Origin of the sequence: Kitasatospora sp. NPDC058046 (genome assembly GCF_042885595.1) — a bacterium.
Lineage (GTDB): Bacteria > Actinomycetota > Actinomycetes > Streptomycetales > Streptomycetaceae > Kitasatospora.
The window spans coordinates 1-18,484 of the sequence record NZ_JBHVRS010000008.1 but is presented as its reverse complement, the minus strand read 5'-3'; the positions used below and the strand labels follow the sequence as shown (position 1 = coordinate 18,484).

Genomic DNA, 18,484 nt, shown 5'->3' with positions numbered 1-18,484 from the left:
CTGGGTGGGAGGTGGCCGGTGGATGAACGGTCGGCACATCATGCCAATTCCAAGGTGCATCAATTCATCCCATCATTCTATGATGCTCTCTATGCCCGCAGCAGACACCACCGCTTCCTCCCGGACCGAGAGCCGGCCGCCGACCGAAGAGCGGCCCGCCGCCTCCGGCTCCGCCAAGTACCTCGGCGTGCTGTTCGCCGTCGCGATCGCCGCCGCCGCCTTCAACCTGCGCCCCGTGGTCACCAGCCTCGGGCCGCTGCTCAAGCAGGTCCGCGACGACCTCGGGATGAACCCGACGCTCGCCGGGCTGCTCACCGCCGTCCCGTCGCTCTGCTTCGGGCTGTTCGGCTTCGCCGCGCCCGCGGCGGCCCGTCGGATCGGCCCGATCGCGGTCGTCACGGCGGGCATGGGCGCCATCACGGCGGGCGTGCTGGCCCGCTCGTTCGCCGGCGGCACCGCCGTGTTCCTGCTGCTCACCGCCCTCGCCCTGGCCGGGGTGGCGGTCTCCAACGTGCTGCTGCCGGTGGTGATCAAGCGGTACTTCCCGGACCGGGTCGGGCCGATGATCGGCCTCTACTCGATGGCGCTGTCCGCCGGCACCGCGCTGGCCGCCGCCGTCACCGTGCCGCTGACCAAGTCGCTCGGCGGCGACTGGCGCTACGGCCTGGGCGTCTGGGCCGTCCTGGGGGCGCTCGCCCTGGTGCTCTGGCTGTTCGTGCTGATCGCCAAGCGGGAGCGCGGCGAGCGGGCCGGCGGCGCCACCGCCCCCGTCCGGCTGCCGATCACCCGCAGCCGGACCGCCTGGGCGCTGGCCGGGTACTTCGGCCTCCAGGCCACCGGCGCGTACGTGGTCATGGGCTGGATGTCGCAGATCTTCCAGGACGCCGGCATCGGCGAGGGCACCACCGGCGTGCTGCTCGCGGTCACCATGGTGATCGGCGTGCCGGTCTCCTTCGTGCTGCCCAACCTGGCCGCCCGCCGCGGCGACCAGCGGCTGTTCGTGGTGCTGCTGGCCTGCTGCGGCATCGCCGGGTACGCCGGCCTGGCGATCGCCCCGGCCGGGGGCGCCTGGCTCTGGGCGGTCCTGCTGGGCCTGTCCAACTGCGCCTTCCCGCTGGTGCTGACCATGATCGGACTGCGGGCCCGGTCCGCGGGCGGGGTCGCGCAGCTCTCCGCCTTCGCCCAGGGCATCGGCTACCTGGTGTCCATCCCGGGCCCGATCCTGGTCGGCTGGCTCTACGGGGCCACCGGCGAGTGGTACTGGCCGCTGGGCTTCCTGTCGCTGCTGCTGGTGCCGCAGATGCTGTTCGGCCTGCGCGCGGCGCGGGCCCGGCACATCGAGGACGAGGCGGTGCACCCGGTGGAGCGGGCCGCGGCGTGACGCCCCCGCCGGGGGTGTGAGGACGCGCGGGGAGGGCCGGGCCCCGACGGGCGGGTCAAGACCCGGCCAAGGGGGCGGGGTCGGCGGACGGCGGGCGTGTTCGGAGTGGGAGACTTCCGGACATGCCCGTTCTCGATCCCAACCCCACCGACGGCCGCAAGCAGCTCGGCCGCATCGCCCTCGCCTTCGCCGCCATCGCGGTGCTGGTGTCGATCATCGCCACCGTCGCCGCCACGATGGGCTGACGGACGGCCGTACGCCGGCTGACGCCCCGGTGAACGGGGCATGGTGACACGGGTCGTCCCTCGGAGTGGCGGCATCCCGGGGCATCGCGCCGCCGGGCCGCTTTTCTGCCAAGCTTGCTGGGTATGAGCGCCGACACGCCCCGCAGGATCATCGTTCTCCGCCATGCCAAGGCCGACTGGCCGAACGGCGTGGACGACCACGACCGGCCGCTGGCCGACCGGGGCCGTCACCAGGCCCCGGACGCCGGCCGCTGGCTGGTCGACTCCGGCATCAGCCCCGACTACGTGCTCTGCTCGACCGCGCTGCGCGCCCGTGAGACCTGGAAGCTGGCGGTGCACGAGCTGCCGCAGCGGCCGCTCCGGACGGTGTACGAGGAGCGGGTCTACGAGGCCAGCCCCGGGGAGATCATCGCCGTCCTCCAGGAGACCCCGGAGGAGTACGCGGACGTGGTGCTGGTCGGCCACAACCCGGGCGTGCTGGGGCTGACCCAGGTGCTGGCCGGGGACGCGGGCGATCCGGACGCGCTGGAGCGGCTGCGCCTCGGGGGCTTCCCGACGGCGGCGGTCGCGGTGCTCAGCTTCAGCGGCTCCTGGAAGGGCGTCGAGCCGGGCGTGGCCCAGCTGGTCTCGTACCACACGCCGCAGGACTGACCGCGGGACCGTACACGAGGGGCGCGCGGATCGAATCCGCGCGCCCCTCTGGTACGTCCACAGGCCCTCTCCGGGCGGCCGCCTCACTCCATCGGCCGCCGGGCGGGCCCTACTCGGTCGGGGTGCCGTGCAGCGCGTCGGCGGCCTCGACCTCCTCGCGGGTGATGCCCAGCAGGTACAGCACGGTGTCCAGGAACGGCACGTTCACCGCGGTGTCGGCGGCCTCCCGCACCACCGGCTTGGCGTTGAACGCCACCCCGAGGCCGGCCGCGTTCAGCATGTCCAGGTCGTTGGCGCCGTCGCCGATCGCCACCGTCTGCTCCAGCGGCACCTTCGCCTGCTCGGCGAAGCGGGCCAGCCAGCGGGCCTTGCCCGCCCGGTCCACGATCTCGCCGACCACCCGGCCGGTGAACCGGCCGTCCACCACCTCCAGGGTGTTCGCGGCCGCGAAGTCCAGCCCCAGCTGCTCCACCAGGTGGTCGGTGACCTGGGTGAAGCCGCCGGACACCACCGCGACCTGGTAGCCGAGGCGCTGGAGCGTACGGATCAGGGTGCGCGCGCCCGGCGTGAAGCGGACCTCGGCGCGGACCTTCTCGGTCACCGAGGCGTCCAGCCCGGCCAGCAGCGCCACCCGGGCCCGCAGCGACTCGGCGAAGTCCAGCTCCCCGCGCATCGCCGCCGCCGTCACCGCGGCGACCTCCTCCTCGCAGCCCGCGTGGGCGGCGAACAGCTCGATCACCTCGTCCTGGATCAGCGTGGAGTCGACGTCCATGACCACCAGGCGCTTGGCCCGGCGCTCTAGACCGGCGGCGACCACCGCGACGTCCACCCGCTGGGTGGCCGCCTCCTGGGCCAGCGCGGCCCGCAGCTCGTCGGTGGCCACACCGGAGACGGCCAGCTCGACCGCCGTCACCGGGTACTTGGCGAGCCGGAAGACACGGTCGATGTTGCCGTCCGAGGCGGTGATCCGGGAGGTGAGCGCGGAGACGGCGGCGGCGGTCAGCGGGTTGCCGAGCACCGTGACGTGCGAACGGCCCTCACGGCGCGGCCGGTTGTCACCGATGCCGGAGAGGATCTCGGCCTGGAGCTTCTGCTCGTCGGCCCAGCGGTGGACGGTGGCCCGCAGCCCGCCCTCGGCGCCGGGTGCGGTGGGCGGGGTGACCAGGGCGCACAGCGTGATGCGCCCACGGGTGACGACCTGCTCGATGTCGATGACGTCGACGCCGAAACCGGCCAGCGTCGTGAAGAGGCCGGCGGTGATGCCGGGACGGTCCTTGCCGAACACCTTGACGAGCAGGGTGCGCTCGTCCGCGGTCCGGTGCTGGGCGGCGGGGAGGGGCTCAGCGGCCAGGGGCGATGCGTTCATGGTGCCTCCCACGCTACCGGGCGCCCGAGGGCCCGGGAGCACCCGTCCCACCTCGCGGGACGCCGCAGGTCCGGGCTCGGTAGCAGCCTGGTCACAGTCGCCCGGGCCGACTTTCACCGGCGGTCGGCGGGCTGGAATGATTCCCCCGGCAGTCACAGGAACATCGCGGCCCCGGCCGGGGCCACAATTCGGGGGAACCGAGAGAGCGGGGCAGGCGAGCAGTGCCGCAACTCGTCATCGAGATCAACGGACAGCAGCGGACTCTGGAGCCCGGGCGGTCCTACACCATCGGGCGAAACCCGCAGTCGGACTTCACGTTCGACGACGCGAGGGTCTCCTGGCAGCACGGGACCATCGGCTTCAACGGCAGCGGTTGGCAGCTGGACGACCACGGCAGCACCAACGGAACGTACGTGGCCGGCGCCCGCACCCTCCAGGCCCAGCTGTTCCCCGGTGCGGTGGTGAACCTGGGCAACCCGGAGAACGGCCCCCGGCTCGGCTTCTCCGCGCCCGCGCAGGCCGCCGCCCCGCACGCCGCGGCTCCGCAGGCCACCCCGATGCACGAGGCCGCCACCAGCCGCGGCCCGGTGCCCACGCCCCAGCAGCCCGCCCCGCAGCAGGGCTGGCCGCAGCACGACCCGTACCAGCAGCAGCCGCAGCAGGCCTGGCCCGGCCAGCAGCAGGCCCAGCCGCCGTTCCCGCAGCAGCAGTACGCGCCGCCACAGGACCGGCCGGCCCCACAGCAGCAGCCCCAGCCCCAGCACGGCGGCTTCCCGCAGCAGGGCTTCCCGCCCCCGCCGCACGACGGCGGGCCGCAGCCGACCATCATCCGCAACCTGACCTCGGCGATGCGCACCGTCCGGATCGGCCGCGCGCTCGACAACGACATCGTGGTGTCCGACCTCCAGGTCTCCCGCCACCACGCCGAGCTGCGCCAGCTCCCGGACGGCCGCTACGAGATCGTCGACCTCGGCAGCCACAACGGCATCTTCCTCAACGGCCAGCGGGTGCAGCGTCAGCTGATGGGCCCGCAGGACCGGCTGACGGTCGGCCACTCCGGCTTCGTCCTGGTCGGCGACCAGCTGCAGGAGTTCGTCGACACCGGCGCCGTCTCCTTCTCCGCCCGCCACCTGACCGTCGAGGTCGACCACAAGGGCGGCAAGAAGGTCCTGCTCGACGACGTCAGCTTCGGCGTCCCGGAGAAGTCCCTGGTGGCCGTCATCGGCCCGTCCGGCTCAGGCAAGTCGACCCTGCTGCGCGCCCTCACCGGCTACCGCCCGGCCGACCGCGGCGAGGTGCTGTACGACGGCCGCAACCTCTACAAGCAGTTCGCCGAACTCCGCTCGCGCATCGGCCTGGTGCCGCAGTCCGAGATCCTGCACCGCGAGCTCACCGTCCGGAAGGGCCTCAAGTACGCGGCCCGGCTGCGCTTCCCCGGGGACACCGAGGCGAAGGAGCGCGAGGCCCGGATCGACGAGGTGCTGTACGAGCTGCGCCTCGACAAGCGCGCCGACAACAAGATCACCGCGCTCTCCGGCGGCCAGCAGAAGCGCGTCTCGGTCGCCCTGGAGCTGCTCACCAAGCCCTCGCTGATCTTCCTGGACGAGCCCACCTCGGGCCTCGACCCGGGCATGGACCGCGAGGTCATGCAGATGCTGCGCGGCCTGGCCGACGACGGCCGCACGATCCTGGTCGTCACCCACTCGGTGGCCGAACTCGCGCTCTGCGACCGGCTGCTGGTGATGGCGCCGGGCGGCTCGGTGGCCTATTTCGGCCCGCCGGACGAGGCGCTGCACTTCTTCGGGTACGAGACCTGGGCGGACGTCTTCCAGGCCTTCGAGAACTACCCGGACCACGACTGGGCCGGCCGCTACCGCGGTTCGGTGCACTACCAGCAGTACTCCGCCCCGACCGTCGAGGCGGGCGAGGTGCAGCACGTCCAGGTCGCCCAGGAGGCCGTCAAGCCGCCCAAGCCGCAGAGCTGGGGCTCGCAGCTGTGGACCCTGATGCGCCGCTACATGTCGGTGCTCGCCTCGGACCGCGGCTTCCTGGCGCTGTCGGTGCTGCTGCCCGCGGTGATCGGCGCGGTCAGCGTGCTGATCCCCAACGAACCGGGGCTCGCGCCCAACCCGAACACCCAGCTCCACCTCAACAACGGGGCCGCGACGATCCTGCTGATCCTGGCGATCGGCGCCTGCTTCTCCGGAGCGGCCAACTCGGTCCGCGAGCTGATCAAGGAACGGGCGATCTACGAACGGGAACGGGCCACCGGGCTCTCCCGCTCGGCGTACATGATGTCCAAGATCATCGTGCTGGGCTTCTTCAGCGTGATCCAGGGCGCGATCATCTCCGCCGTCGGCTTCCTGCCGCGCAAGCTCCCCGAGCACGGCCTGCTCGTCAAGAACCTGCCGATCGTCGAGATGACCGTCGGCATGATCCTGCTCAGCTTCGCCGCGATGATGTTCGGCCTGATGATCTCCGCGCTGGTGAAGACCGCCGAGAAGACCATGCCGCTGCTGGTCATGTTCGCCATCGTCCAGGTCGTCTTCACCGGCTGCCTCTTCCAGATCTTCAGCAAGCCCGGCCTGGAGCAGGTCGCCTGGCTGATGCCGGCCCGCTGGGGCACCGGCATCGTGTCCACCACGCTGGACCTGTCCACGCTCATGGGCCCCTGGAACAAGGACTTCCAGAACCCCAACTACGACCCGCTCTGGAAGCACAGCGTCGCCCAGTGGGCGATCGACGCGGGCGTGCTGGTGGCCATCTCGGTCGTCATCGGCGTCCTCGTCACCCGGCTCCAGCGCCGGCACGAGCCCGAGGTCATGCAGAAGGGCTGACCCCTCCCCCGACGTCGCGGACGGCAGTCCGAGGGGCGGTCCTCCCACCCGGGAGGGCCGCCCCTCCGCGTTTCCGGACGGGCCCTCCCGGGGCGCGGGTCCTAGGTCCCCGGACCCGGGCCCGGGGCGGCCGGGGACGGACGCGGCGGCCGTCACGGCGGCGGTAGTTTGACCGTATGCCCAGCACCACCGGAGACCACGCGGCCCACCACGGCCCGCTGCCCGCCTGCGAACCGTGCCTGGCCGGGATCGAGGCCGTCAGCCAGGCGCTGCTCGCCATGAGCCGGCACCTGGAGGTCCGCGAGGTGCTGCGCCGCATCACCGCCTCCGCCCGCGGCCTGCTCGGCGCCGAGTACGCCGCCCTCGGCGTGCCCGACGACCACGGCGGCTTCGCCCAGTTCGTCGTCGACGGCGTCACCGACGAGCAGTGGCGGGCGATCGGCCCGCTGCCCCGGCAGCACGGCGTGCTCGCCGCGATGCTGCACGAGACCGGCCCCACCCGGCTGGTGGACGTCCGCAAGGCGCCCGCCTTCGAGGGGTGGCCCGAGGCCCACCCCGACATGGACGCCTTCCTCGGCATGCCGATCCTGGACACCGACGCGGCCGAGGACGAGCCGCAGGTGATGGGCGTCATCTTCCTCGCCAACAAGCGCGGCGGCGGCCAGTTCACCGACCACGACGAGGAACTGCTGCGGATCCTCGCCGCGCACGCCGGCCTCGCCCTGTCCAACGCCCGGCTGTACGAGCGCAGCCGCGAGCTCACGCTGGCCGGCGAGCGGGCCCGGATCGCCCACGACCTGCACGACGCCGTCTCGCAGAAGCTCTTCTCGCTCCGCCTCACGGCCAAGGCGGCCGCCAAGCTCGTCGACCGCGACCCGGCCCGGGCCCGCGCCGAACTCGCCGAGGTCGCCCGGCTGGCCGCCGAGGCCGCCGACGAACTGCGCGCCGTCGTCGTGGAACTGCGCCCCGCCGCCCTGGAGGAGGACGGGCTCAGCGCCACCCTCGCCTCCCAGGTGCAGGTCCTCGACCGGGCGCACACCGCCGACGTCGCCTTCGCCGCCGACGGCGTCCGGGCGCTGCCGCCCGCCCAGGAGGCCGCGCTGCTGAGGGTCGCCCAGGAGGCGCTGCACAACGCGCTGCGCCACTCCGGCGCCCGCCGGGTCACCGTCACCCTGGCCGGGACGCCCGAGCGCGGCGCCGTGCTGCGGGTGCACGACGACGGGCGCGGCTTCGACCCGGAGTCCGTCCGACGGGCCGGCCGCCACCTCGGCCTGGCCTCGATGCGCGACCGCGCGGCCGCCGTCGGCGGCACGCTCACCCTGGAGTCGGCCCCCGGTCGGGGGACGCTCGTCGAGATGGAGGTCCCCGGTGCCTGAGAGCACACCGTCGATCCGCGTCCTGCTGGTCGACGACCACCAGGTCGTCCGGCGCGGGCTGCGCACCTTCCTGGAGGTCCAGGACGACATCGAGGTGGTCGGGGAGGCCGCCGACGGGGCGGAGGGCGTCGAACGGGCCCGTGAACTCGACCCCGACGTCGTCCTGATGGACCTCAAGATGCCCGGCGTCGACGGCATCGAGGCGCTGCGCACCCTCAAGGGGGAGGGCAGCCGGGCCCGGATCCTGATCGTCACCAGCTTCACCGAGCACCGCACGATGGTCCCCGCGCTGCGGGCCGGCGCCGCCGGGTACGTCTACAAGGACGTGGACCCGGAGGCGCTGGCCGGCGCGATCCGCTCGGTGCACGCCGGCCACGTCCTGCTCCAGCCCGAACTGGCCGCCGCCCTGCTCTCCGACGACGGCCCGCGCGCCCCCCAGGGCCGCGGCGGCACGCTCACCGAGCGCGAGCGCGAGGTGCTCGGCCACATCGCCGACGGCCGCTCCAACCGGGAGATCGCCCGCAGCCTCCACCTGTCGGAGAAGACCGTGAAGACCCACGTGTCCAACATCCTCATGAAGCTGGACCTGGCCGACCGCACCCAGGCGGCACTCTGGGCCGTCCGCCACGGCGAGACCCGCGAGGCGTAACGCGCCGGGGGTGCCCCTCCGCTCAGCGGTCGTCCCGCTCGTCGACGAGGGCGTTGTAGGCGGCCACCTGGGCGCGCCGGGCGGTGCGCCGCAGCGGGGCCAGGGCGGACTGCCGGGCCGCCATCTCGGAGGCGCTGACGGCGGCGCCGTGCCCGCCCGAGGCGATGGCGAGCAGGGCGGACACCTGACGGGCCGACTCCAGGACGCGGACGGCCCGGGGCGGATAGCCGGGGGCCAGCGGCTCGCTGTGGCCGCGCCGGCGGTAGGCGTCGAGGGCGCGCAGGGCCTCGGGCCCGGCACCGGCCACGTCGAGGCGGGTGAGCAGGACGGTCGCCTCCCGCAGCCCCTCGGCCAGCTCGCGCTCGGCCTCGTGGAGCGACGGGACGTCCGCCGGAGGTGTGTCGTTGACCTCATGGCAGCGCCACAGCACGGTGGCCGAGCGGTCGCCGGCCGGCCCGTACACCTCCACCTCCGGCACCAGCCCGAGCGGTGCGCCGACGGCCAGGACGGCCTCGCCGGCCCGCATGGCCTGCTCGTTGAAGGCCTTCGGGCCGGTCAGTCCGAGCGGGTGCCCGGCCGAGGGCAGCGCGAGGCGCAGGCCCTTCACGCCGAGCACCCGCAGCCGCCCCAGCGCCCAGGTCAGCCCGTGCTGCTCGCCGGGCCCGTCGCCGGGCAGGCCGGTGACCCGGTGGCGCTCGTCGGCGCCCAGGACGGCCGCGGCGGCGTCGTCCGGCGGCACCAGGCCCGCCAGCTGGGCGTTGCCCCATGCGGTGAGCCGCCCCGAACGGGGCTCTTCGTACGGATTGTCGGCTGGAGTCACGAGCATCCGGCCAGCCTACGGAATCGCCGGTCATCCGCGTGGCGTAGGTTTGCCCATGCGTGTGCGGCGCACCCACCCCGTGCCCACCGGCTGCCGGAGTAGGCTCGCCGCCCGCACCGACGGCCGAGAATCTTGTTTTTTGGGGAAGGCATAGGCATGAGCGACGTGCTGGAGCTGGTTGACGTATCCGTGGTCCGGGAGGGGCGCGCGCTGGTCGACCAGGTCTCGTGGTCCATCTCCGAGGGCGAGCGCTGGGTCATCCTGGGACCGAACGGCGCCGGCAAGACCACGCTGTTGCAGATCGCCTCCTCGTACCTGTTCCCGACCTCGGGCAAGGTCACGGTGCTGGGCGAGAAGCTCGGCGAGATCGACGTCTTCGAGCTGCGCTCCCGGATCGGTCTGGCCGGCGCCGCCATGTTCGACAAGCTGCCGGCCGAGCAGACCGTGCTGCAGACCGTCCTCACCGCCGCGTACGGCATGACGGTCACCTGGCAGGAGACCTACGAGCAGTCGGACGAGTCCCGCGCCCTGGCCCTGCTCGACCGCCTCGGCATGGCCAACCTCACCGACCGGAAGTTCGGCACCCTCTCCGAGGGCGAGCGCAAGCGCACCCTGATCGCCCGCGCCCTGATGACCGACCCCGAGCTGCTGCTGCTCGACGAGCCCGCCGCCGGCCTGGACCTCGGCGGCCGCGAGGACCTGGTCCGCCGGCTCGGCGCGCTCGCCCAGGACGAGTTCGCCCCGGCGATGGCGATGGTCACCCACCACGTCGAGGAGATCGCGCCCGGCTTCACCCACGTCCTGATGATCCGTCAGGGCAAGGTGCTCACGGCCGGCCCGATCGACACCGAGCTGACCGCCCGCAACCTCTCCAAGTGCTTCGGCCTGCCGCTGACCCTGGAGCGGCACGGAGACCGCTGGTCGGCGCAGGGTCTGCCGCTGGGCTGAGGCCCCGTCCGCCCGTTCCTGTCGTTCATCCGGACGGCCGTCGGGAACCGGTCGCACGCGCGACCGGTTTCCGCCCCTCGACCTGCGGGAACTGTCCGCTTCGAAGGCCTTCGCTCCCTAGGATGGACATGTGGACAGCTGGATCTGGTGGCTCCTGGCCGCCGCAGGGCTCGGCATACCGCTGGTGCTCACCGCGATGCCGGAGTTCGCCATGTTCGCGGTCGGGGCGCTGGCCGCCTCCGGCGTGGCCGCGCTGGGCGGGGGAGTGGTCCTCGAGACCGTGACCTTCGTCGCCGTCTCGGTCGCCCTGGTGGTCTTCGTCCGCCCGATCGCCTACCGGCAGCTCCGTAGCGGGCCGCAGGTCAAGATGGGCATCGAGGCGCTCCAGGGCGCCACCGCGGTCGTCGCGGAAACCGTCGACGGGGAGGGCGGGAGGATCAAGCTGAACGGCGAGATCTGGTCGGCCCGCGCGCTCCACCCGGGCCAGGTGTACCAGCCTGGACAACAGGTCGACGTCGTCGAAATCCAGGGCGCGACCGCCCTGGTCGTCTAGGGGAGAGTCCGTGGAACCCGTCCTTATCGTTTTGGTCGTCCTGGTCGTGGTGGCCTTCATCGCGCTGATCAAGACGATCCAGGTCATCCCGCAGGCCAGCGCCGCGATCGTGGAGCGCTTCGGCCGCTACACCCGGACGCTCAACGCAGGGCTGAACATCGTCGTCCCGTTCATCGACCGGGTCCGCAACCGGATCGACCTGCGCGAGCAGGTCGTGCCGTTCCCGCCGCAGCCGGTGATCACCCAGGACAACCTGGTCGTCAACATCGACACCGTCATCTACTACCAGGTGACCGACCCCCGGGCCGCGACGTACGAGGTCGCCAGCTACATCCAGGCGATCGAGCAGCTGACCGTCACCACGCTGCGCAACATCATCGGCTCGATGGACCTGGAGTCCACCCTGACCTCGCGCGAGGTCATCAACGCCGGTCTGCGCGGCGTCCTGGACGAGGCCACCGGCAAGTGGGGCATCCGGGTCAACCGCGTCGAGCTGAAGGCGATCGAGCCGCCGACCTCCATCCAGGACTCGATGGAGAAGCAGATGCGCGCCGACCGTGACAAGCGCGCCGCGATCCTCACCGCCGAAGGCCAGCGCCAGGCCCAGATCCTCAAGGCCGAGGGTGAGAAGCAGGCCGACGTGCTCCGCGCCGAGGGTGAGGCACAGGCCGCGGTCCTGCGCGCCGACGGTGAGGCGGCCGCGATCCGGACGGTCTTCGAGGCCATCCACGACGGCGACGCCGACCAGAAGCTGCTCGCCTACCAGTACCTCCAGACGCTGCCCGAGCTGGCCAAGGGCGACTCCAACAAGCTCTGGATCATCCCCAGCGAGGTCGGCGACGCGCTCAAGGGCCTCGGTGGCGCCTTCGGCGGCCTGACCGGCGGGATGAACGGTGGCGCGGTCGCGGCGCCCACCGTTCCGCAGGCGGCCCCGGCGGCCACCCAGGTGCCGCTGGACCCGGCCTCCGGCCCGCGGCCGGTGGACACCGAGAAGGGCGCCGCCCGTCCCCGGGTGGACCCGGCCCGGGAGTACCCGAAGATCGACCCGGAGTGACCGACCCGGAATGACCGGATCGGAGTGACCGAGCCGGAGTGGCCGGTCGGACCGAGTTCCGTCGAGGGCCCGCTGCCGAGAGGTGGCGGGCCCTCGGCCTTGTGCGGCGGCGGTGGAGCGTGCGCACGTTGTGAGGTGCGTCCCGAATCGTGGGCGGGTCTGGTAGAGCCGCGGGGCCGTCCGGCATGATCCCCTCGGACAGGACCGAGAGGAGAGGTGACCCATGACGCTCTGGGAGTCGATCGCCGTCCTGGTGGCCGGCGTCGGCGCCGGGATGATCAACGTCATCGTCGGCTCCGGCACCCTGATCACCTTCCCGGTGCTGCTCGCCGTGGGCCTCCCGCCGGTCACCGCCAACGTCTCCAACACCTTCGGCCTGGTCCCCGGCTCGCTCAGCGGCGTGATCGGGTACCGCCGCGAACTGGCCGACCAGGGCCGCCGGGTGCTGCGCCTGGGCACCGCCTCGCTGCTCGGCGGGCTGGTCGGCGCGCTGCTGCTGACCAGGCTGCCGAGCGGGGCCTTCGACGCGATCGTCCCGGTGCTGATCCTGCTCGCGCTCGTGCTGGTGGTGATCCAGCCCCGGGTGGCCAAGGCCGTCGCCGCCCGCCGCCGCCCCGGCGGCGATCCGGACGGCAGCCCGGTCCTGCTGGTCGGGGTGTTCCTGACCGGCGTCTACGGCGGCTACTTCGGCGCCGCGCAGGGCGTGCTGCTGATGGCCCTGATGGGCATGCTGCTCCAGGAGGACCTCCAGCGGATCAACGCGGTGAAGAACGCCCTGGCGATGATCGTCAACGCCGTCGCCGCGCTCTTCTTCCTCTTCACCTCGACGGTGAACTGGACCGCCGCCGGTCTGATCGCGGCGGGCTCGCTGGTCGGCGGCCTGGTCGGCGCCAAGGTCGGCCGCCGCCTCCCGCCGACGGCGCTGCGCGGGGTCATCGTGGTGGTCGGCCTCGTGGCCGTCGCCAAGCTGCTGTTGAGCTGAGGGGCCGTCAGGCCGTCGGGCCCGGCAGGGTGTCGGAGCATCGAAACGTCGGAACATCGGAACGTCGGAGGAGTACGCCATGGCCCTGGAGATGCGTGAGAGCTGCGAGCGCTGCGCGGTGTCGCTGACCGCGGACGGCGGCGCCTCGATATGTTCCTACGAGTGCACCTTCTGCCCGGACTGCACCGAGGCCATGGCCGGCGGCTGCCCCAACTGCGGCGGCGAGCTGGTGACCCGTCCGCGCCGGAAGGCCGCCTGACACCGGAACCCCGGACGTCCCGGAAACCCGGACGCACCGGAACTCCGGCACCCCGGACCGACCATCCAGCAGGAGCGCGGCGATGAGCAGCAGGGCACGGCTGAACGAGGACGAGATCACGGCGGCCCTGGCGGCGCTGCCCCGGTGGACGCGGGAGGGCGACGGCATCGCCCGTACCGCCGACGCCCCGGACTTCCCGGCGGCGGTCCGGGTGGTCGTCGCCGTCGCCGAGCAGGCCGAGGCGCTCGACCACCACCCCGACATCGACATCCGCTGGCGCACCCTGCGCTTCGTCCTGTCCACCCACAGCGCCGGCGGCCTCACCGGTCTGGACTTCACCCTCGCCGCCCGGATCGACGAGGCCCTGCGCGCCGAGTCGGCCTCCTGACGCCGCCGCAGGACCGGCCGGCCCGGGACCGTACGGGCGAGGGCCCGGGCCGCGCCCCCGGGCGGGCGTGAGATGCTGACTGCCGCATCGGCAGGCGGGCGGGGCTCGGGAGGGACGGAACGGATGGCGCAGGAGCCCTTCGGAGACGCCCACGACCGGCAGCCGTGGCCGCCCCAGAGCCACCCGGACTGGCAGAGCGGCGGGTACGGCGGGTACGCCGAGCAGCAGCCGTCGCAGTGGCCGCCGCAGCAGGGCTACGGCTCGGCCGAGTACGGGCAGCAGCAGCCGCAGTCCGGCCAGGGTGGTTACGGGCCCACCGGCTACGACCAGAGCGGGTACGACCAGGCCGGTTACGGCCGGAGCGGGTACGACCAGGCCGGTTACGAGCAGAGCGGTGTCGGCCCGACCGGCTACGTCGAGGGCGGTTACGTCCAGGGCGGTTACGTCCAGGACCCGTACGGCGGCCAGGAGCAGTACCAGCCGTACCCGCAGTACCCGGACCACGCGCAGCCGCACCAGCCCTACGCGCCGTACGCCACCCCGCAGCAGCCCGCCGACGAGGGGCTGTACGTCCCGGCGGGGGCGGAGTACTCGGCGGACGGCTACGTGCACATCGAGGAGGCCGGGCCGGCGCCCGTCCCCGAGGAGCCCGCGGCGACCACTCCGGTGCGGGCCCCCGAGCCGCAGGCCGAGCCGGCCCCGCGGTCGAGGGCCGCGGCCCGTCGAGGGGGCGGCGGCGGTTCCGGCACGGGTGAGGGCTCCGGCTCCTCGCTCTCCGCCAAGGCCCGGAAGGCCGCCGACGCGGTGCTGACCGGGGAGCACATGCCCAGCCGCAAGGCCCTGCTGGTGCGGACCGGCGCCGGGGTGGCCGCGCTGGGAGTGCTGGTGGCGGCCGGGCTGATGGTCGGCGCCGAGGGCGGCGGCAGCGCGGCGGCGAGCAGCGGCGGCGAGCCGGGCTTCGCGGTGGCGCACGACCGGGTGTGGGCCGCGCAGCCGGCCGCGGCCGGTCCGTCCGGGGGTGACGACACGCTGATCGGCGGCTGGCTGCTGGCCGACGCGGTGGTCCGGGCCGACGGCTCCGGGGTGCACGCGTACGACCGGGCGGGCGGCAAGGCGACCTGGTCGGTGGAGCCGCCGGCCGCCGGGGCCGTCCCGTGCGGGCTGTCGGCGGGGGTGAACCCGGCAGGCCTGGGCGCGGCCCTGTTCCGTCCGCAGGCCGATCCGAAGAGCCCCTGCACGCTGGTGGCCGCCGTGGACACCAAGACCGGCAAGACCGTCTGGACCAAGAGCCTCTCGGACGCCAAGGGCGCCTACTCGGCCCGGGTCGGTGTCACCGAGGACAAGGTGATCGCCGTCGGCGACGACCGGGTGCTGGCCTGGGAGTCCGCCGACGGGAAGGACGTCTGGCAGTACACCGGGCAGGGCAAGTTCTGCACCCTGTCCGGCGGCGTCAGCGGCAAGACCGTGCTCGTCGCCTCCTCCTGCGCCGACTCGACCCCCGCCGACCAGGCCGTCGCGCTGAACACCGCGGACGGCAAGGTCGGCTGGTGGCGGGGCCTGAACAACCAGCCGAAGACGGTGACCGTGCTGTCGGCCGAGCCGTCCGTGGTCCTCACCACCGGCGGGAAGCCCGAGGACGACCGGGTGTTCGCCTGGGGCGCGGGTGGCGACCCGGCCGCCGAGATCCCGGTGGCCGTCGACGGCGGCCGGCTGGACGTCGCCCACGGTACGTTTTCGGCCACTCCCGAGGTGTACTTCGAGGGCCGCACGATGGTCACCACCCTGGCCCCGCCGAACGGCGGCGGGCCGGTGGCCGCGGTCGGCTACGACCTGGACACCGGCAAGCAGCGCTGGAAGACGCCGACCGCCGCCAAGGGCGCCGTCCGGGCGGTCGGCATCGACGGCGGGTCGCTGGTGCTCGCCGCCGACGAACGCCGCGACCAGCCCGCCCGCCTCAGCCGGTTCCCGCTGGCGGGCGGCCGGGAGGCGACCGGGGGCAACTTCCCGGCCGGCACCGGCTCGCTGCTGATCTCCGGACGGGTGCTCATCGGCGGCGGGCAGGTGGTCGTGGTGCCCGAGCACTCGACGAACTACGGTACGGCGGCGGGGTACCGGGCGAAGGACTGAGGCCCTCCGCCCGGGTTTCCGGCCTCCTTGTGCCGCCTTACGCCGCCTTACGCCGCGGAGACGGGCCGGCCCGGTACGGCCGGCAGCCAGTCGGCGAGGTCCCGGACCTCCGAGCCGCGCAGACCGAGCGCCAGCATCAGGCTGGCCTGCGGCGTCGGCTCGAACGGGCGGCGCAGCAGCTTCATCCCGGCCTGCTCCGGCGTGCGGTCCGCCTTGTGCTGGTTGTCCTCCGCGCACGCGGCCACGGTGTTCATCCAGCTGTCGGCACCTCCGCGCGACCTGGGCTGGAGGTGGTCCACCGTGGTGGCCCGCCGGCCGCAGTACGCGCACAGGTGCCGGTCCCGCGCCAGGACGCCGCGCCGCGACCACGGAGCCTGTTGTCGGAACGGCACCCGTACGTACCGTTGCAGTCTGATCACCCGCGGCACCGGGACGGCAATGCCCGTCCCCCGGATCGAGCGCAGCGGATGCGCCTGCTCCACCACGGCCTTGTCCTGGAGCACCAGGACGACGGCGCGCTGGAGCGACACCGTCGTCAGGGGCTCGTAGCTCGCGTTCAGAACCAGCGTGTTGCGCACTCGGCACACCCTTCCCGCGGGCGTGCCACGGCGGCACGACCGTCTCCACACACGTCACTGCCGCCGCACGGCGGTGGAACCACTCTGAATGGGCCCGTAGCCGTCGAACAACGGAATTTCCGGTATCGGGGAGGGGCCCGGGACGGCGGACCGGCCGACCGGGAGGGGTGCCTCGGGGAAACTCGCTGGCCGGAACCGCGTAGGCTCTATCAGGCTGGAGTCGTACCGACCCGGAGCCCGACCGAACCGGGCCAGCACTGGTCGGACGCCCGATCGAAGGAGAAGCGTGACCGTGACGGACATCGTCGACGAGCTGCAGTGGCGCGGGCTGATCGCCCTTTCCACTGACGAGGACGCACTGCGCAAGGCGTTCGCGGACGGCCCGGTCACGTTCTATTGCGGCTTCGACCCGACGGCCCCCAGCCTGCACCTCGGCAACCTGGTGCAGATCCTCACCATGCGCCGCATCCAGCAGGCGGGGAACCTCCCGCTCGGGCTGGTCGGCGGCGCCACGGGCCTGATCGGCGACCCGAAGCCCACCGCCGAGCGCGTGCTCAACGACCCCGAGACGGTGGCCGGCTGGGTCGAGCGCCTGCGCGGCCAGATCTCGCGCTTCCTCGACTTCGAGGGCCCGTACGCGGCGCGCATGGTCAACAACCTGGACTGGACGTCCGGGATGTCGGCGATCAGCCTGCTGCGTGACGTGGGCAAGTACTTCCGGGTCAACAACATGATCGCCAAGGAGGCCGTCGCCCGACGGCTCAACTCCGACGCGGGCATCAGCTACACCGAGTTCAGCTACCAGATCCTCCAGGGCATGGACTACCTGGAGCTGAACCGCCGCTACGGCTGCGCCCTGCAGACCGGCGGCAGCGACCAGTGGGGCAACCTGACCGCCGGCACGGACCTGATCCGCAAGGCCGACGGCAAGTCCGTCCACGCGCTGGCCACGCCGCTGATCGTCAAGGCCGACGGCACCAAGTTCGGCAAGACGGAGTCCGGCACGGTCTGGCTCGACCCCGAGCTGACCACCCCGTACGCCTTCTACCAGTTCTGGCTGAACGCGGACGACCGGGACGTCCCCACCTTCCTGCGGATCTTCAGCTTCCGCTCGAAGGAGGAGGTCGAGGAGCTGGAGCGCGAGACCATCGAGCGCCCGGCCGCCCGCCTCGCCCAGCGCGCCCTCGCCGAGGAGCTCACCACGCTGGTGCACGGCGCGGAGCAGTACGAGCGCGCGGTCGCCGCGTCCAAGGCGCTGTTCGGCCAGGGCGACCTCGCCGACCTGGAGGCCCCGACCCTGGCCGCCGCCCTGGCCGAGGTCCCGAAGGCCGAGGTGTCCGAACTGCAGACGGTGGTCGACCTGCTGGTCGCCGTCGGGCTGTCGCCCAGCCGTTCGGCCGCCCGTCGGACGATCAAGGAGGGCGGTGCCTACCTCAACAACGTCAAGGTGACGGACGAGGAGGCGGTGCCGACCGAGGCCGACCTGCTGCACGGCCGCTGGCTGGTGCTGCGGCGCGGCAAGCGGAACCTGGCGGCGGCGGAGCTGGTCGCCGCCGGCTGACGGCCGGTCGCCAGCCGGGCCGGCGGAGGCTGCCGGTTGAGGCTTGGCTGAAAGCACACCTGCTCTGAGCTGCGGCTTCGAGCCCCGAGGGCCGGATCTGGACAGATCCGGCCCTCGACGTTTGACGATGTCGTCCAGGTGGCCTAGTGTTGAACGAGTCGCTGGAGCGGCCACCCCACTCAGCAAGACCCACTCCCACTCTGATTCCCATGAAAATGGGTTCGTCGGCATTGCCGTCTACGGGTGAGTGTGAATTTCGAGTGACACTCGGAATGCGGTAATGTGGTGGACGTCGCGAAAAGCGGACCCGGCCAGTTCGGGAAATCGGATGAATGAAACTCCGGAAAACGGAGCGGAAAACATCTGATAAGCTGGAAACACGAAAGAACGAAGCCCGGAGGGTCCGCTGGAAGGCGGTCCGAAGGAAGCGTCCGTTCCTTGAGAACTCAACAGCGTGCCAAAAGTCAACGCCAGATATGTTGACATCCCCGGCCTCAGGGTTTCCTGGGGTTGGAGATTCCTTTTGAAACAAACACTAGCGAGGACGCAGTGCGCGGGGCCGCCTTATTCCGGTGGTTGCCGTGCCGCTCAACGCGGGTGTCGACCCGATTACGGGTAAACATTCACGGAGAGTTTGATCCTGGCTCAGGACGAACGCTGGCGGCGTGCTTAACACATGCAAGTCGAACGGTGAAGCCCTTCGGGGTGG

Annotated in this window: 17 protein-coding genes and 1 rRNA gene; 15 read left to right on the top strand and 3 right to left on the bottom strand. The window is 72.6% G+C overall.

Translation table 11 applies throughout. The features are described from left to right. Positions 1-82: 82 nt before the first annotated feature. The 3 genes from ACFVU7_RS17990 to ACFVU7_RS17980 all read left to right on the top strand — a co-directional run bounded on the left by ACFVU7_RS17990 (position 83) and on the right by ACFVU7_RS17980 (position 2,277). Positions 83-1,381, top strand: a complete 1,299-nt coding sequence (locus tag ACFVU7_RS17990) for a CynX/NimT family MFS transporter (protein WP_380737386.1) — start codon at positions 83-85, stop codon at positions 1,379-1,381. Positions 1,382-1,503: 122 nt separating this feature from the next. Continuing rightward, positions 1,504-1,626, top strand: a complete 123-nt coding sequence (locus ACFVU7_RS17985) for an SGM_5486 family transporter-associated protein (RefSeq protein WP_255357429.1) — start codon at positions 1,504-1,506, stop codon at positions 1,624-1,626. Positions 1,627-1,749: 123 nt separating this feature from the next. Next, on the top strand, positions 1,750-2,277 hold the full coding sequence (locus tag ACFVU7_RS17980) for a histidine phosphatase family protein (RefSeq protein ID WP_049652098.1): 528 nt from the start codon (positions 1,750-1,752) through the stop codon (positions 2,275-2,277). Positions 2,278-2,386: 109 nt separating this feature from the next. On the opposite strand, the gene serB is transcribed toward ACFVU7_RS17980, so the two are convergent. Next, entirely contained in the window at positions 2,387-3,643 is a 1,257-nt protein-coding gene (gene serB, locus ACFVU7_RS17975; protein WP_049652099.1) for a phosphoserine phosphatase SerB, read from the bottom strand. A gap of 221 nt (positions 3,644-3,864) precedes the next feature. On the opposite strand from serB, the gene ACFVU7_RS17970 reads away from it, so the two are divergent. The 3 genes from ACFVU7_RS17970 (at position 3,865) to ACFVU7_RS17960 (ending at position 8,505) form a co-directional block, all read left to right on the top strand. After that, a complete protein-coding gene (locus ACFVU7_RS17970; protein ID WP_380778759.1) occupies positions 3,865-6,480 on the top strand; it encodes an FHA domain-containing protein in 2,616 nt (871 codons plus the stop codon). Positions 6,481-6,758: 278 nt separating this feature from the next. After that, positions 6,759-7,856, top strand: a complete 1,098-nt coding sequence (locus ACFVU7_RS17965) for a GAF domain-containing sensor histidine kinase (protein ID WP_375877727.1) — start codon at positions 6,759-6,761, stop codon at positions 7,854-7,856. Further along, complete coding sequence (locus tag ACFVU7_RS17960) at positions 7,849-8,505, top strand: response regulator transcription factor (RefSeq protein WP_074001595.1); 657 nt, start codon at positions 7,849-7,851, stop codon at positions 8,503-8,505. Before ACFVU7_RS17965 ends, ACFVU7_RS17960 begins: the two co-directional genes overlap by 8 nt. Before the next feature lie 22 nt (positions 8,506-8,527). On the opposite strand, the gene ACFVU7_RS17955 is transcribed toward ACFVU7_RS17960, so the two are convergent. Continuing rightward, positions 8,528-9,331: a hypothetical protein gene (locus tag ACFVU7_RS17955; protein ID WP_388045912.1), complete on the bottom strand. Its 804-nt coding sequence runs from the start codon at positions 9,329-9,331 to the stop codon at positions 8,528-8,530. Between the two features lie 150 nt (positions 9,332-9,481). On the opposite strand from ACFVU7_RS17955, the gene ACFVU7_RS17950 reads away from it, so the two are divergent. The 7 genes from ACFVU7_RS17950 (at position 9,482) to ACFVU7_RS17920 (ending at position 15,636) form a co-directional block, all read left to right on the top strand. Continuing rightward, positions 9,482-10,273, top strand: a complete 792-nt coding sequence (locus ACFVU7_RS17950) for an ABC transporter ATP-binding protein (protein ID WP_049652103.1) — start codon at positions 9,482-9,484, stop codon at positions 10,271-10,273. 130 nt (positions 10,274-10,403) lie between these two features. After that, positions 10,404-10,826 carry an NfeD family protein gene (locus ACFVU7_RS17945; protein ID WP_049652104.1) on the top strand — a complete coding sequence of 141 codons (423 nt, stop codon included), beginning with the start codon at positions 10,404-10,406 and terminating at the stop codon, positions 10,824-10,826. Between the two features lie 10 nt (positions 10,827-10,836). Continuing rightward, entirely contained in the window at positions 10,837-11,880 is a 1,044-nt protein-coding gene (locus ACFVU7_RS17940; protein ID WP_074001593.1) for an SPFH domain-containing protein, read from the top strand. 223 nt (positions 11,881-12,103) lie between these two features. Next, positions 12,104-12,862: a sulfite exporter TauE/SafE family protein gene (locus ACFVU7_RS17935; RefSeq protein WP_388045910.1), complete on the top strand. Its 759-nt coding sequence runs from the start codon at positions 12,104-12,106 to the stop codon at positions 12,860-12,862. 79 nt (positions 12,863-12,941) lie between these two features. After that, complete coding sequence (locus tag ACFVU7_RS17930) at positions 12,942-13,121, top strand: DUF1272 domain-containing protein (protein ID WP_049652107.1); 180 nt, start codon at positions 12,942-12,944, stop codon at positions 13,119-13,121. Between the two features lie 82 nt (positions 13,122-13,203). After that, the gene (locus tag ACFVU7_RS17925) at positions 13,204-13,509 is read left to right on the top strand and encodes a 4a-hydroxytetrahydrobiopterin dehydratase (RefSeq protein ID WP_049652108.1); all 306 of its coding nucleotides are present in this window, start codon (positions 13,204-13,206) and stop codon (positions 13,507-13,509) included. A 123-nt stretch (positions 13,510-13,632) separates the two neighbouring features. Then, a complete protein-coding gene (locus ACFVU7_RS17920; protein ID WP_388045909.1) occupies positions 13,633-15,636 on the top strand; it encodes a PQQ-binding-like beta-propeller repeat protein in 2,004 nt (667 codons plus the stop codon). Positions 15,637-15,683: 47 nt separating this feature from the next. Here the strand turns inward: ACFVU7_RS17920 and ACFVU7_RS17915 are convergent, their stop codons facing one another. Then, positions 15,684-16,214, bottom strand: coding sequence for an HNH endonuclease (locus ACFVU7_RS17915; protein WP_049659779.1), 531 nt, complete (start codon positions 16,212-16,214; stop codon positions 15,684-15,686). A gap of 292 nt (positions 16,215-16,506) precedes the next feature. Here ACFVU7_RS17915 and tyrS point away from each other — a divergent pair, with 292 nt between their 5' ends. Together tyrS and ACFVU7_RS17905 are read left to right on the top strand one after the other, a co-directional pair. Further along, positions 16,507-17,775, top strand: a complete 1,269-nt coding sequence (gene tyrS / locus ACFVU7_RS17910; RefSeq protein ID WP_387831214.1) for a tyrosine--tRNA ligase — start codon at positions 16,507-16,509, stop codon at positions 17,773-17,775. A gap of 622 nt (positions 17,776-18,397) precedes the next feature. Continuing rightward, positions 18,398-18,484 (top strand): 16S ribosomal RNA (locus tag ACFVU7_RS17905); the annotation flags it as partial.

Coding starts and splice junctions, on each gene's coding strand:
- ACFVU7_RS17990 (WP_380737386.1), top strand. CDS start 83: ATGCTCTCTATGCCCGCAGCAGACACCACCGCTTCCTCCCGGACCGAG.
- ACFVU7_RS17985 (WP_255357429.1), top strand. CDS start 1,504: ATGCCCGTTCTCGATCCCAACCCCACCGACGGCCGCAAGCAGCTCGGC.
- ACFVU7_RS17980 (WP_049652098.1), top strand. CDS start 1,750: ATGAGCGCCGACACGCCCCGCAGGATCATCGTTCTCCGCCATGCCAAG.
- serB (WP_049652099.1), bottom strand. CDS start 3,643: ATGAACGCATCGCCCCTGGCCGCTGAGCCCCTCCCCGCCGCCCAGCAC.
- ACFVU7_RS17965 (WP_375877727.1), top strand. CDS start 6,759: ATGAGCCGGCACCTGGAGGTCCGCGAGGTGCTGCGCCGCATCACCGCC.
- ACFVU7_RS17955 (WP_388045912.1), bottom strand. CDS start 9,331: ATGCTCGTGACTCCAGCCGACAATCCGTACGAAGAGCCCCGTTCGGGG.
- ACFVU7_RS17950 (WP_049652103.1), top strand. CDS start 9,482: ATGAGCGACGTGCTGGAGCTGGTTGACGTATCCGTGGTCCGGGAGGGG.
- ACFVU7_RS17935 (WP_388045910.1), top strand. CDS start 12,104: ATGACGCTCTGGGAGTCGATCGCCGTCCTGGTGGCCGGCGTCGGCGCC.
- ACFVU7_RS17930 (WP_049652107.1), top strand. CDS start 12,942: ATGGCCCTGGAGATGCGTGAGAGCTGCGAGCGCTGCGCGGTGTCGCTG.
- ACFVU7_RS17925 (WP_049652108.1), top strand. CDS start 13,204: ATGAGCAGCAGGGCACGGCTGAACGAGGACGAGATCACGGCGGCCCTG.
- ACFVU7_RS17920 (WP_388045909.1), top strand. CDS start 13,633: ATGGCGCAGGAGCCCTTCGGAGACGCCCACGACCGGCAGCCGTGGCCG.